This window comes from Thalassotalea psychrophila (genome assembly GCF_031583595.1).
Taxonomy (GTDB): Bacteria; Pseudomonadota; Gammaproteobacteria; order Enterobacterales; family Alteromonadaceae; genus Thalassotalea_A; species Thalassotalea_A psychrophila.
Window position 1 is genome coordinate 4,743,640 of record NZ_CP134145.1, and the last position, 13,325, is coordinate 4,756,964.

At 36.3% G+C, this 13,325-nt stretch carries 23 protein-coding genes; all 23 read right to left on the reverse strand.

What is annotated here, in order from left to right; all coding sequences use genetic code 11:
• Positions 1–151 precede the first annotated feature (151 nt).
• The 23 genes from RGQ13_RS19755 to RGQ13_RS19865 all read right to left on the reverse strand — a co-directional run bounded on the left by RGQ13_RS19755 (position 152) and on the right by RGQ13_RS19865 (position 13,275).
• Positions 152–592 carry a GFA family protein gene (locus RGQ13_RS19755; RefSeq protein WP_348391446.1) on the reverse strand — a complete coding sequence of 147 codons (441 nt, stop codon included), beginning with the start codon at positions 590–592 and terminating at the stop codon, positions 152–154.
• 3 nt (positions 593–595) lie between these two features.
• Positions 596–979 (reverse strand): cupin domain-containing protein, encoded by a 384-nt coding sequence (locus RGQ13_RS19760; RefSeq protein WP_348391447.1) that lies wholly within the window; start codon positions 977–979, stop codon positions 596–598.
• Between the two features lie 33 nt (positions 980–1,012).
• Positions 1,013–1,225: a GDCCVxC domain-containing (seleno)protein gene (locus RGQ13_RS19765; RefSeq protein WP_348391448.1), complete on the reverse strand. Its 213-nt coding sequence runs from the start codon at positions 1,223–1,225 to the stop codon at positions 1,013–1,015.
• Between the two features lie 75 nt (positions 1,226–1,300).
• On the reverse strand, positions 1,301–1,726 hold the full coding sequence (locus tag RGQ13_RS19770; RefSeq protein ID WP_348391449.1) for a GNAT family N-acetyltransferase: 426 nt from the start codon (positions 1,724–1,726) through the stop codon (positions 1,301–1,303).
• 62 nt (positions 1,727–1,788) lie between these two features.
• Entirely contained in the window at positions 1,789–2,763 is a 975-nt protein-coding gene (locus RGQ13_RS19775) for an MBL fold metallo-hydrolase (protein ID WP_348391450.1), read from the reverse strand.
• Positions 2,764–2,820: 57 nt separating this feature from the next.
• The gene (locus RGQ13_RS19780; RefSeq protein ID WP_348391451.1) at positions 2,821–3,192 is read right to left on the reverse strand and encodes a hypothetical protein; all 372 of its coding nucleotides are present in this window, start codon (positions 3,190–3,192) and stop codon (positions 2,821–2,823) included.
• Between the two features lies 1 nt (position 3,193).
• Entirely contained in the window at positions 3,194–3,691 is a 498-nt protein-coding gene (locus tag RGQ13_RS19785) for a helix-turn-helix transcriptional regulator (protein ID WP_348391452.1), read from the reverse strand.
• A 144-nt stretch (positions 3,692–3,835) separates the two neighbouring features.
• Positions 3,836–4,201, reverse strand: a complete 366-nt coding sequence (locus tag RGQ13_RS19790; RefSeq protein WP_348391453.1) for an energy transducer TonB — start codon at positions 4,199–4,201, stop codon at positions 3,836–3,838.
• Positions 4,202–4,259: 58 nt separating this feature from the next.
• Positions 4,260–4,718, reverse strand: coding sequence for a GNAT family N-acetyltransferase (locus RGQ13_RS19795; RefSeq protein ID WP_348391454.1), 459 nt, complete (start codon positions 4,716–4,718; stop codon positions 4,260–4,262).
• A gap of 23 nt (positions 4,719–4,741) precedes the next feature.
• Positions 4,742–5,437 (reverse strand): alpha/beta fold hydrolase, encoded by a 696-nt coding sequence (locus tag RGQ13_RS19800; RefSeq protein ID WP_348391455.1) that lies wholly within the window; start codon positions 5,435–5,437, stop codon positions 4,742–4,744.
• 27 nt (positions 5,438–5,464) lie between these two features.
• The gene (locus RGQ13_RS19805) at positions 5,465–6,151 is read right to left on the reverse strand and encodes a hypothetical protein (RefSeq protein WP_348391456.1); all 687 of its coding nucleotides are present in this window, start codon (positions 6,149–6,151) and stop codon (positions 5,465–5,467) included.
• 209 nt (positions 6,152–6,360) lie between these two features.
• Positions 6,361–6,909, reverse strand: coding sequence for a sugar O-acetyltransferase (locus RGQ13_RS19810; RefSeq protein WP_348391457.1), 549 nt, complete (start codon positions 6,907–6,909; stop codon positions 6,361–6,363).
• Between the two features lie 249 nt (positions 6,910–7,158).
• The gene (locus RGQ13_RS19815; protein ID WP_348391458.1) at positions 7,159–7,407 is read right to left on the reverse strand and encodes a DUF3297 family protein; all 249 of its coding nucleotides are present in this window, start codon (positions 7,405–7,407) and stop codon (positions 7,159–7,161) included.
• A gap of 161 nt (positions 7,408–7,568) precedes the next feature.
• The gene (locus tag RGQ13_RS19820; RefSeq protein ID WP_348391459.1) at positions 7,569–8,057 is read right to left on the reverse strand and encodes an alpha/beta hydrolase; all 489 of its coding nucleotides are present in this window, start codon (positions 8,055–8,057) and stop codon (positions 7,569–7,571) included.
• A gap of 301 nt (positions 8,058–8,358) precedes the next feature.
• Positions 8,359–8,781 (reverse strand): nuclear transport factor 2 family protein, encoded by a 423-nt coding sequence (locus RGQ13_RS19825; RefSeq protein WP_348391460.1) that lies wholly within the window; start codon positions 8,779–8,781, stop codon positions 8,359–8,361.
• 114 nt (positions 8,782–8,895) lie between these two features.
• Positions 8,896–9,399, reverse strand: coding sequence for a GNAT family N-acetyltransferase (locus RGQ13_RS19830; protein ID WP_348391461.1), 504 nt, complete (start codon positions 9,397–9,399; stop codon positions 8,896–8,898).
• 81 nt (positions 9,400–9,480) lie between these two features.
• Positions 9,481–9,816: a DUF6176 family protein gene (locus RGQ13_RS19835; protein ID WP_348391462.1), complete on the reverse strand. Its 336-nt coding sequence runs from the start codon at positions 9,814–9,816 to the stop codon at positions 9,481–9,483.
• Between the two features lie 119 nt (positions 9,817–9,935).
• Positions 9,936–10,244, reverse strand: coding sequence for a hypothetical protein (locus tag RGQ13_RS19840; RefSeq protein ID WP_348391463.1), 309 nt, complete (start codon positions 10,242–10,244; stop codon positions 9,936–9,938).
• A 125-nt stretch (positions 10,245–10,369) separates the two neighbouring features.
• Positions 10,370–10,789: a hypothetical protein gene (locus RGQ13_RS19845; RefSeq protein ID WP_348391464.1), complete on the reverse strand. Its 420-nt coding sequence runs from the start codon at positions 10,787–10,789 to the stop codon at positions 10,370–10,372.
• Between the two features lie 115 nt (positions 10,790–10,904).
• Positions 10,905–11,252, reverse strand: a complete 348-nt coding sequence (locus tag RGQ13_RS19850) for a DUF3703 domain-containing protein (protein ID WP_348391465.1) — start codon at positions 11,250–11,252, stop codon at positions 10,905–10,907.
• Positions 11,253–11,387: 135 nt separating this feature from the next.
• A complete protein-coding gene (gene bla / locus RGQ13_RS19855; RefSeq protein ID WP_348391466.1) occupies positions 11,388–12,122 on the reverse strand; it encodes a subclass B1 metallo-beta-lactamase in 735 nt (244 codons plus the stop codon).
• A gap of 104 nt (positions 12,123–12,226) precedes the next feature.
• Entirely contained in the window at positions 12,227–12,682 is a 456-nt protein-coding gene (locus RGQ13_RS19860; protein ID WP_348391467.1) for a GNAT family N-acetyltransferase, read from the reverse strand.
• Between the two features lie 134 nt (positions 12,683–12,816).
• Positions 12,817–13,275 (reverse strand): GNAT family N-acetyltransferase, encoded by a 459-nt coding sequence (locus RGQ13_RS19865; protein WP_348391468.1) that lies wholly within the window; start codon positions 13,273–13,275, stop codon positions 12,817–12,819.
• Positions 13,276–13,325: the final 50 nt, after the last annotated feature.

Here is a 13,325-nt window from a genome sequence, read left to right on the forward strand (position 1 = left end):
TAATATAATACATCTATTGTTAATATTTTGTTATTAGACTTTCGGCTAATTTGGTTAAGATTAATCTATATCAACTTTGCATATAAAGTGAATGAGAGATCCTGACTTCCATCAGGATGTGGTGGAGTATGATGCTTTCAAATTATTACCTTTATTGCTCTTTTATTAAGGCTAACAAATTAGCCAACGGGGGCTGTGTTTGAAAGGTCAGGGTGTCTTTAGGGATTAACACCCAAGCAGGGGCACTTTTAAGCCATAAGTGTGCTTGCGGTGTATAGTCAGCAGAGTTTCCTAGGGTTCCGGTTTTAAGGCGGATAATATCTGGTTTATCGGGATTTTGATGGTAAATACGATTACCACAATCACCACAAAAATGTGCACGGTTCATGTTGCCACTGTCACTACTACGCTGCCATAATTTTAAGGTACCCTTATTGAGTTTGAAATTATTTTGATCAATCAAAACAGTCATAGTGCCATAACCTGCTGATACCTTATGGCATTCAGTGCAATAGCACATTAATGTAGCTAATAATTCACCGCTGACTTGATATTCAATAGCGCCACATTGACAGCTACCGTTAATATTCATAACTTAACCCTTAGGCTCAACAATTAAATATACAACGGTTGTGTCACCTATATTTAATACTTCATGCCATTCAACCCCGTTAGAGGTATAACTGCTACCTGTTTTTAATATTACATCTCGGGTACCACTACTTGAAGTCAATCGCATTTTTCCACCTGATATAGCATAGCCAAAGTGAGCTGCATGAAAGTGTTTTTCATGGCCGACACCCGGTGCAAATGTACAGCGCAATATACGTTGTTGCTTATCTTCATGCAGACGCTCACAAACCTTCTTACCTTGCCAGCCTGCAGCGAGTGGTTCGGGTAGTTCATTAGCATAGCTAGTTGATATCAAAGTAATAAATAAAACCAATATTATTGTTAAAGATATATTCAAATTCTTCATAAAGTTCCTTGTTATAACAGTAATGTTGCTAGGTTAATCACAACAACTATTCCCTTGCTGAATTGGTGGACATTTAACGGTGCCAAATGAACAAAACACACAACAATCGCCAGAAAGTGGTTTAAGGATAGTATAACAACGGCTACATTCATAAAAATACTGACATGCATTGGTAGGCATTGTTTCTATTTTTTTGAAATCACACTCAGGACATGTAATTTCAGACTCTAGAATAATTTCACTCATAGTGGCCCTATTTCTTTTTACTTTATGTTCTTAATTTTAATCGTAAGTAGTAGTTAACCTGAACTTGAGATCAGGTTACTTATAAATATTTGGTTGATGTAATTCCATAAATAAATTTGGAGACGCTAAAGGCACAAAGCCAAATTGTTCATAGAGTTTGTGTGCATCACTAGTTGCTAGAGCTATACGACGTAATCCTTGTAAATCAGGATGCTGAATAATTGTTTTCATTAGCCACTTACTAATCCCTTTTCCCCTGTGCTGCTCTAATACAAAAACATCGGCAAGATAGGCGAATGTAGCATAATCGGTGACTAAACGGGCAAAGCCTACTTGTGCTCCCTGTTCAGTAAATGCACCAAAACATAACGAATTATCTATTGCCTTAGTCATAGTGCGTAACGGAATGTTTTCGGCCCAATAAGAACTGGCGATATAGCCATGAATAATGCTGATATCCATATCTGTTTTATTGGAGCTAATTTTATAACCAGGGATCAAAGCTTAATATCCTTTCGAGTAAATGAATCAATAACAATGTCAGCATGATGATTAAAACTAAGCTATTGGGTGAACCACCTTGCTATATTACTTAGTGTTTTTTGAAACGCATTCATTGGGGCAACAATAAATTTAGTAAAAATAATTTTATTTTCTTCTTTCGACTGCTGCAGCTGTATATTTAAAGCAGCTAAGTCTTCAGCCATAAGAACAAGAGAAGCCTCATTTGGTTGATAAGTTGTGCCTATTGGATAATATTCACCGGCTGTGTTGGTCATTTCAATATGTGCACCTAATACGGCACTTACTTCATTGGCTTTAGAAAATGAGGCTAACTTAGCGATACTGTTTTTATAAGCATGCCAATTTTTAACGTAAACATAACCGGGATAAAAAGTATCACCAGTAAGAAGCCATTTAGTTTGACTATCATAAACAGAAATGGCTTCTTCTTGATGGCCAGGCGTTGCAATTATAGTTAATTCACGCCCGCCTAATTCAAGAGTAAACTCACTATTTTCATTAAAAATAAAAAATTTAGTTACGGCATCAGAGTGAGGTTCAACCAAGGTAGTATTTGGGTGATCTTCAAACTGTGCATCTCCTGAGTAGTGGTCACTATGGCTATGAGAGTGAATAACCAATAATTCCCGATTGCTTTTCCCATCAATGGTTGATTGTTCTTCAATTAAAGACTTTATCGTTTTATATAATGGAAACTCCTGTGCATTTTCAGTTGCACCAGTATCTAGAACAACTACTTTGTCATCGCCAAAGAGTACATATATGAAAGGTGCTTCGAAGTTCAGACACTTGTTTTGACGTAGAATATAACTTGCTTGCCCATAGCGAAAAACTTCAATAGCCGGATCGGTGTTGGTTTTGCAGTCGGACCCACCATGTATCCATTTATTGTCAAACAGTGATGAGTTTATAGCCTTGTATTGATCATTAGAGGTAACCCTGGCATCAACAGTATTGATAGAGCTACAACCAGTTAATATTAGGATTAATCCTGAAAGTAATATGCGCCTCATAATTCCTCTTAATAGTGTTGTGAGTCGTAAACGACCATTTAGCCTTATTAGTATTTCTTACTCTCTGGTAAGTCTCAGTATCTCATTGGATTTACTTAGATCACTAATTTCATATATAGAAAGGGTTGTTGGGTTAATTAGAATAAGTACAATACCAACATAACCGTTTTCCGCAGCGGAATACATTTTCCCTATCCATTGAGATGATTGATTCAAATCCGTAGTAATATCTTTGATGACATTAAGACCTGCGGCTTTTAAATTATTATCATGTCGCTTAACCGAAAGTGAACCTAGATCAGATTCAAATTCAATTTCGAGCCATGCCGACTTTTGGGTATGTTTCCACACCCCACTGATTTGATCATTTGCAACAGCATTTACTGACAGTAATATTAAACTTAATAAAAAAAATTTATATAAACGCATATTACTTAGCAAACATACCTTGTTTTTTTATAAACTCATAAATGAAACCAGGGATTAATGATGGTAATCCTACAACTACAACAACGATCAAAAAGCTAATTTTATCTAATCGTTGTTCTGATATTGTACTGCTAAAAATAGCGTCTCTAAGAGTATTAACCCACATAATTGCATTATGTTCCGTCCACCAAAGATAAAGTGCCACACAAAGCACTGGGAGCAATACAGTAATGTGAATAACCTTCGCTGTAGAACTCATTTGATGAAATACTGATTTAGCTGTCTCTGGCTTATTATTGTGATTAGCATTTAATTCTTTAATGCTAATTTCATAAACTGAAGCTAAAGACTTTGCAGACTCTAACGAGGCTACTCCTGTTTTTTCAATTCTTTGAATAGTTCTTAAACTGAGACCTGAAACTTCAGCCAATTGTGTCTGACTCCAAGCTCTAGTGTCTCGTTGAACCTTTAATACGTCTTTGTTTAGTTCCATTTCCATTTTCTAAATCCTCTTCATAAGTGTTCAAATAATATGAAGAGAAATTACCTTTTTGTATACGACATCTATATGACACGAGTACGGCAACACTAGGTCAGTCATGCATAATGCCGCAATAACGGACCAAAATTACCGGCTAATTGATTACGGAGCAAAATCGAACTTTGTCTTAACATCCATAATTGATTCTTCAACCGCAGCATATTTCCATTGTTTTAACGCGGTTACAGACGCTGCATCAAATACACCTTTTGGTATAGACTCTAATATAATGATATCGGTTATAGACCCATCTGTACTCACTGTGAATGACATCGTTACACTACCTTTTAATGCATCTTCAAAAGCCTGTTTTGGGTAGATAGGCTCTACATGAGTGAGTAAGGTCCTATCTCGTGTTTGTATCTTAGCTTTTAGCGCATCAACCTGAGAAGTATCGGCTAAAGCAAGTGATGAATAAAAACTACCAACAATTGCGAATGAACAAGTTATGGCTCTAAAACTCAGCATGATGATTTAAATCCTTAAGGGTATATAAGTCTCTTTTAGTTAATTTTTCAGCTGCTCTTTAGTTAATATTTTTTGACATAAACATGCTGTATGGATCTTTTTTATAATGCCCAAATGGTTCGCACTCTTGAAAACCAAACTGTTGGTAAAGTTTTTGCGCAGGCAAAAAGGCATCCATAGTGCCTGTTTCCAAGCTTAGCTTATTATATGAAAGAATATTAGCTTGATTAAGAATATGCTCTAACAATTTACGAGCTACCCCCTTACGTAAATGATTAGTTGATGTGCGCATGGATTTAATTTCACCGTGCTCTTTATCGAGTTCTTTTAAAGCACCAATACCAGCTAAACTATTATTGATCCATAAACTCCAAAAAGTGACATCTGAATCTTCAAGAGCTCTTAGATCTAATGCGTGAACACTCTCTACTGGAGAGTGAGACAACATATCCTGATGATGCTCTTGTAGCAGAGTAATAACTTCTTTATTTCTTAATTCACCAACTCGAATATCCATCTTTACCTCAATTTAAATGCCTTTTACAACTCAATCCACGACTTAATATAACTGGCTAACTCACACGGTTTTTCCAATGGCAACATATGCCCCGAACCTGATGTACTAATTATTGATAACTTTGGATTTACAGTTCTAAGCTTATTGAACCACTGTGGGTTTATCAACCGATCTCCATCGCTATAATAAAAATGAGTGATAAATGAAACATGGCTTAGAGCTTGAAATAGATCCACTCTTTGCGAAGTAAATTGATATTGACTAATGAATTCGTCTCCGCCGAGTTCTTTATCCATCTTTATTACTAAATCTACAAAGTAATCAGTCTGATTATGTCCATCTAATAAACTAACTACCCTATTCCTGCTAATGCCTTGATAACCATTTTTTTTAACAAATTTTAAAATATCATCTCGTTGATTCAACTCTTCCTTGGGTAAACTTGTAGGGCTATTGGATATTACAAATAGTTTCTCTACTCGTTCTGGGTGCAACATCGAAAAATAGCTCGCAATATATCCTCCAAGTGAGAAGCCCATGAGGTAAACTTTCTCGTTGGCAAACATCTCGCTGTAATGTTCTGCTAACTCGTCAAAGTTCTTCTCTCGTGGAATATCCAAATAAACCAGCTCAAATGAGTTGCTTAAATAAGGGATTAGTTTTACCCATAACTCTTCGGTACACATAGTTCCCGGAATTAAATATAACTTTTTACGCATCGCTACTCCGAGAGTAATAACGTAAAGCTAAGTGACATGCGATAGCACGCCCTTACTTGAGTGTTTTGTTTGCTGTGGCGGTTTCACCAACATGATTATCCCCAACCAAGTGAACCAAACAATCTGCCCTAAGCCAAAAATCTCAGTAAGTACGTCAGCAGGGTAAATAGTGAGAATACCAGTAAGGCCAATGAATAAACCAAAGTAGTGAAGTGCCTTGGGAAGCTCATTAGCTTTTATAGCTGCAGTGCTTAACAATAAAACCCATAGCCCGCCAACAACTTCGTTCCCGCCACCTAAACCCTCAACAATTGAATTAATTGTCAACCAGACCGTCATAGCCTGTTCTGGATCCTTCACCGAGAGTTCGATAACCGTGCCTAATCCTATATTTGCTATCATTCCACTAGCAATTACCAGGCCCACCCAAACTATGCCAAATACAGTAGCAATCTGTGATAGGGCTGGGCTCCTACCTTTAAAACGTTGATGAAGCGCCAAAACTAAAACAGCTAATAAAATGCCAAATATTACATACATAGTTAGGTTTACTATTGATAGGATGATTTGATTATCCGCTAGAAATGCAAACTTTTGTGTTGCATTAGCATTTACAGGAAAGTCCCATACAGCACCAAAAAAAACGAAAGCAAGTACATAAATAACAGCTTCTGAAAGTGCGGCAACGCCTCCTGCTTTTTGTAAAGTACTCAAAATGTATTCCTCCATCAACTAACAATTATTCTTATACCAATTCCATTAATTATGTGATCTACTTTTTAGTGAGTAAAAATGAGCAGATAATTAATGGACTTGGTATTAGTTTACACGAAAATACTTTGTTAAAAATTTCAATGTGTAACAAAAGATAACGTCTTGTTCAGGGGCTATAAATTAGTTGGTTCCTATTAAACTTCAATAGCTTATATTATTTTAGCCGGATTCCCTGCTACCGAAACATCAGCAGGTATGTCTTTTGTAACAACACTGCCTGCACCAATAATACTTCTGTCTCCAACTGTTACTCCGGGTAGAATTATTGCCCCTCCACCTATCCAAACATCGGCACCAATTTTTACTTCTTTGGCGGATTCAAAAAACTTTCGTCTTAAACTGGCATCTTTGGGGTGAGTTGAAGTATAAATTTGCACTGCGGGGCCAATAAAAACATTATCACCAATAGTCACTTTTGCAGCATCGAGTACGACGCAATTGAAGTTGAAAAATACTTGTTTACCAAGCTCTATATTACTTCCGTAATCACAATAAAAAGGTGGTTCAATCCATATCTGAGCTTTTTTCTTAAATAACGATTTAAGCAAGTTTCGGCGTTGTTTGGCATCTGTAGGTACTGAATCATTGAATTGTTTAAGAATTATTTTACATTGCTCTCGCTCAGCGCTTAACTCTCGATCAAGAGGGTTATACTGTTTTCCTGAAAGCATTTTTTGTTTTTCAGATTCGTTACTCATATTTTCTACTCATGTTATTGAAAGTAAGGATTAACTTGTATACTTATCATGGTGAATATCAACGAGTGGGCTGTATAATTTTAACGATAAATAGCAGGCTAAAATTTGAGTGGCGCGAACCTGAACAGGCTGTTAGCAGTCCGCCTCATTAGTTTGTTATATGTATATTATCTGAACAAGCTAAAAAGTGTATCCAGAAATGAAGAGCCATTGCTTGGCTCCCCTCCAGGTTTAGCATTACAAACCGACTTAACTATAATAGGCTTCGACAGTTCCCTTTAGCGTAATAAGTAGCGGTTGTCCTCGACGATCCAACGCTTTTGGAGAAGGAATTTTTACCCAACCTTCACTGATGCAATACTCCTCGACATCTGTACGTTCTTTGCCGTTCAACCTAATGCCTATATTATGCTCGAAAATTTCTGCAACATGGAATGGGCTACGGGGATTACCTGAAAGGCGATCCGGTAAAATTGGTAACGATTTTGTATCGCTCATGTTAATGACCTAAACTAAATGAAAAGTGCACTATTGTAGACAATACAGAGCTTGTGCTCAATAGCTGCATACTTTCCTAGACATATAACGCCACTTTAAGCAGCTTAATATAGCTGGCTAAAATATTGAGGTACGAAAACAGCCAACTGTTTAAATTCTTGTTAGCTACTTTTTTCATTTATCCATTGTTTTACAGGAACTACCCATTCAGAAATAGGCCTATAAAAAGCACCATGTTCTTTACCTGTCGAAATAGAAATTTCGTCAAATGAGGTTAATTTTGGGCTTCGATTTTTGAGTGTTTCACATGTACTTGCATCGTCGGTTGTTTCATAAACAGATAAAAAAGCACCGTTCATTTTAATATCTGCATATTTAGTTGAGACGATCCGCCCACAACCAGCTAAAAGAACGGTATTAACAGGTGTATCCTCCAAATAATGGGAAGTTAAACTCGTAATAAACGCTCCGCGAGAGAACCCCATAATAGTAATGCTCTTGGCAGCTACACCGCTTTTTATTAATTTTCTAACATCTTTAGCTAACAATTTGGCATGAACGAAAGGATCTGTTCCTTTAGGACGATGATAAGCAATCAAACTATATTCACTATCTGCTAAAGATTCCTTTATTGCTGGAAACTCATACACTCCCCACCTTTCATTTTTAGGTGTAGGGTTAGTACCTTCAACAATAAAACCATGGGAATAAAAAACATACTTTTCATTTTCATTAATTTGTTCAGGAAATTTTTCGTATACCTCTCCGGCATAGGATAATGATGAAAAAAGAAAACATACTAATACTGAAAATTTGATACTGACTCTCCTGAGTAGCTAACGCCCTCGTTAAAGGGCAAGAATACCGTTGACTAAAATATTGAATAGAGCAAAAACAGCCAACTGCATTTTGTCCCGCTTGAACTGCTTGATATGAGTACCAACTCAACACCTATGCTTCTTGAGGATATGCTTGCCCTTCATCTTGATTTGAAGCAGGTGAGGAAGCATGTCTATGTAGCCATACCCACCTATCTGTTTTTCTTAATGCCACACTCCAACGAATTGGAATTTCTAATTTACTTCCCTGATATTCAAGATGAATTGCTAACGAAATGGCAACTACAGCATAATCATTTGAAATAGTAACTTTTGACCATTGCCATTCAAACTGATTTGCAGTGGCCTCAGCAAAGTTTCTAAGGAACAATTCCTTAACAGAGCTTCTTCCTATACAAAGTTCATCCGCTCCTGTACCAATGACAGAAATATCATCGCAGTCCTCAAAAACATGCATTAAGGCATCAATATCTTTAGTACAATATGCTTTTGCATAATCTTCTAAAGTGGATTTTATTTCTTGCTCGTCAGTCATGTTACACCTTTAGCCAATTTTGATTGCAGGATACGAAGTACTTTTCACTATAAACCATTCTATTAATTAAAGATAAACTGTTAGCAGTCCCGCTTTAAATTCTTATTAGCCGTTTTATGAAAAAGCCTTATGGTACTCAATATTTCCGTTTGGCATGTCGCCACTTAAAAGTAATGATAGAAAATACTCTGGTGGAACTCCTTTGAATACTAACCCCTCAAACGCTTTAAAACCGAATCGGTTATAATATTCAGGCTCTCCGAGCAGCACGCACCCTTTAGCATTTAACTCACCAATAACATTTAAACCTGAAAGTATTAATTGTGAGCCCACACCTTGATTTTGGTATTCAGCTTTAACAGAAACGGGAGCTAAACCATACCATTGGATGAATTCATTATTTATTTTAACTTTAGAAAAGGCTATATGACCTACAACCACATTATTAACTTCTGCAACTAAAGATACGGAAAGAGCATTATCATCGCGTAATCTAGCGACTATTTCATGCTCAGTTTGGTTACTGTGAGGATGGTTTTTGAAGGCTTCAATAGTAATTTTTTCAATATCATTAATATCGTCAATACGTTCTGGTCGAATATTTATATTATGAGTCATACACTAATCCTAGGAAATAAGGGGCAAAATGTGAAGCGAGCTGAACCAGACAACTGTAATTTGTCCCACTTGAACAGCTTGTTATGTTTTTGTTCTGGGTATATCTATTAATGGTTCTGCTAAGATATTGCCGTTTCCCGCAGTAATTGTAGCCATTAATTCATAGTGAAATTTATCAATTGGATGCTCCAATTTCATTGAAATTTCGAATACTCGTTTAATTGATTTAGCACGCAAATACCATAGGAGGTATTTACTGCCTTCTATGTCTACTTTAAACCAAGACTCTATTTGAACTTCTTCATTTTGCAAAGTTGCTGCTGCTTCATTTAGCCGGGAAGAAATAGTGTCTTTCCACTCTTCAACTTTATCCTCAGTTCCAGGTTTAAGTTTAATTAATCCCGATGCGTATTCCATACTCTAAACTCTCGAAAAACATAAACGCCTCATTAAGAGGCTAAAAAAAATTGTTTAAAACAAGCGACGAAGGTGCAAAAAATTAACTGTTTTTGTCCTTTTGAATAACTTGTTATCAACTAATTATCCTTGACCAAATTATACTTAAAAGAACTAAATCCACTCAATTGAAAATACAAAGCTGGCAACATAAAAGCAAGAAACAAAATATCTGACCAGCTACCTTCCAAATAACGATCAATTAATAAAATAACAATAAATATACCATTGCCTATCAACATCTTGGATTGTGATTTTTTGTCCGTAACTATATTTGATGAACAATGCGGGCATTTAAAAGGAGGTGTAATTAATGATAAAAAATTAGACACTTTAAATCGCTGCAAAAATTTAATTTTGTTTTTACACGCAGGACATTGAGTATTCATATACTTTCCATAGTTGTATAACGCCGTATTAAGGGGCTTATATTCGTTGGCTAAAATGTATAGCGGAGCGGAACCTAGCCAACGGTTAAAGTCCTGTTTGAACAGTTTGTTATGTGTTTTTTTAGTTAAGGGGAATCATTTCTCTTTACAAACTTATAGCCAAGATACGCCATGGGTAAGTATGCACCAATTAAATCCAATGAATTAAACCAAATTGGCGACGGCAGACTAATAACCATAGCTATACCTCCTGCAAGAAATGCTACGCCAATAACAAATGCAATTATTAATTTGTGAGTCACCGCAACTTTTGCAGCGAAAACAGCACCTGCCAATGTTCCTAAAGAGTGTGCAAGAAACGGAAAAACAAAGTGTTTTGGCATGAATAAAGGCATAGCTTTCTCTAGCCCTTCCATTGTTGACACATCTGCACCAGCAGGTGGAGGAACTATCTCTCCACCTAGTGATATTAGTCCCATATTTACTACGCTACCTAAAACGAGCCCTCCTAATATTGCAATAGAATTTAGAATAATAGACTTCATTTTAACTCCTCCATCTGAAACGCATAACGCCACATTAAGCGGCTATTTGTAGTTGGCTAAGATAAGTAAGGCACGATCAAAAAGCCAACTGTAAATTGTCCGGGTGAATGCCTTGTTATGTTTCACTTTCACTCAGTATTTTCTTTAAATCTTCTGGAACAGACATAGGTTTCATCGGATTAACGTTGGCTCCGCCCGTATTACCTAGGGGAACCCAAATTCTAGAAAATATTACTGAAGCTATCATCCTCGTTACCTGACCAAGTACTTCTTTAATATTTCGCTTCTTGATACCAACTTTTAACATCCACCAATGGGATTTAGTATGGGGGATGATATAGCTCTGACCAAGAATGTGAGCACGTTCAAGGTGATGAAAAGAGTCTTCAAACTCATTTAACTTATAAAAGCGAATCGCCTCACCCAACTCTAAATTGTACGCTGCTTTAAGTTTTGTTCGCATTAGACGCTCACTGTATTCCGGTCGAAAGTAATAAAATTATAAAGTGCTTCACACTTCGCGTGCAAACATAACGCCCCAATAAGGGGTTATTAATAGTTTGCTAAAATATGGAGCGAAGCGGAACCGAGCCAACTGTTACGAGCCCTGCTTGAGCAACTTGTTAGAGGCTACACCTAAAGCAAGTTTTGCTGTATGTTTAAGTAAATTTATATCACCGACCTTACCATGTCCCGGTACAACGATCTCAATATTCGGGTATTTATTAATTACTTTTTGAATTGAAGCAGGCCATTTATTTATTGAAGCATCTTCAGTATTGCCTAAATTTTTACTGTTCATACTTTTGACAAAACACCCTCCAAATAAAATATTACTCTTTGGAAGCCAAACAACAATATTATCCTCTGTATGACCAGGGCCAGGATAATAGATTTCGATAGTACCTTTAACTAACTCAAATGTAGTACTAGGGATTTCATTACTAGATTGTTCTCTATGTTTTAAATTAAGTAGGTTATTAGTTTGGGAAGTCGCATATGTTTTTATCTTGGATTTATTAAGAAACGGTATTCCACCGCTAGCATCTTCATGAAAATGAGTAACAATACTACTTTTAGCAATGAGACCTTTTGACCTTATCCAGTTGATTAGTTTTTCTGTCTCTTCTTGTGTCCAAGGCGTATCAATAATGTGAGCATTCTTTCCATCAACAACAATTAAACCAGATGCCCCAACCATTCCCCAAGGTTTAATGTTTTTATAAGAAATATGTTGGTATAGATTATCAGCTAATTTTGTGATTTTTAATTGTTCATCACTAGCAGAAGCAGTCCCTGAAATTAACAACAAAAAGGTGATGATGAATCTCATACTTTAGAGGCCTCTAACACCTCGCTAAGAGGCAAGTAATTGTTGGCTAAATAAGCGACCTAGGAACAAATAGCCAACTGTTATTTGTCCTTTTGAATGACTAGTTAGCGAGTAAAATCAACCAACATTGCCACTTTTTCAATACCGTGAGATGGCGTCCACTTTTTAAATTCAACAAAACCATATTTTTTATATAACTCTATTGCAGGTAAGTTTACAGCAGCGGTTTCTACAATCGCTTGCGAAAAATCAATGGAGTCTAGGATGTGGCCTATCAATCTACTTGCAATACCTTTCCTAAAATACTTTGGATCAACGGTTAAACTATTAATTTCTAGGTGTTGATTTTCTATAGCAATCTCTATTACTGCAGCAATACATTCATTTTCAATAAAGCCATAAAATTGTGTCTCTGAGTTTTCTATATCTTTAATACTTCGCAGAAGCGGAGGGAAATCGAGAGTCCCTATTAGTTGAGCTTCAATTTTATAAGAGCGCTGAAAAACAGTAAAAATCTGATTTGCTACTTCTCCATTCGAATTTTCAAGTTTTGTGATCATACTACGCCTAGGTTCAAAATTTGTAATGCTATCTAACGCCTCGTTAAGAGGAAATAAAATAGCTGGCTTAAATTAGCAAAAAAGGAGCAAAAACCAACTGTTATTTGTCCTTTTAAGTGACTTGTTAGATGAATTTATTCCTTCACCATATACAAACAATTTTTCAATGGAATTTCTTCTGGATAATCAGCAATAGAAAAGCCAAGTTTTGTATAAGCTTGAATTGCACTTTCGTTATGTCCTAATACAAATAGTGAGCATGACTTAGCTCTTAAATCCGATCTCCCCAAAATACTCAATTGCTTTATTAAGTGAGAAGCGATGCCCTTCCCGCGAAGATTAGGATTAACAACTAGCCTTCCAAGATGGCACATCCCAAGCCTTAAATAATATTGTCCAAATGCCAAAAATTCACCTTCGTTAGAAATTAACGAGAATGATTTCAAAGTATCAAGTTTTAAGTCAGCCTTAAAAGAGCTTAAATCGAATGGATATCTAAAATTTGGACCAGACCAAAGATTTAATTCATCTTCGTTTGAAAACCAAGACATCAATTCAATAAAATTTTCATCTGAAGTTTGAGTTAAACGCATATTCACCTAACGCCAGTTTCAGCCGCGCCAAAAAGCGGCGCACCGTGTGA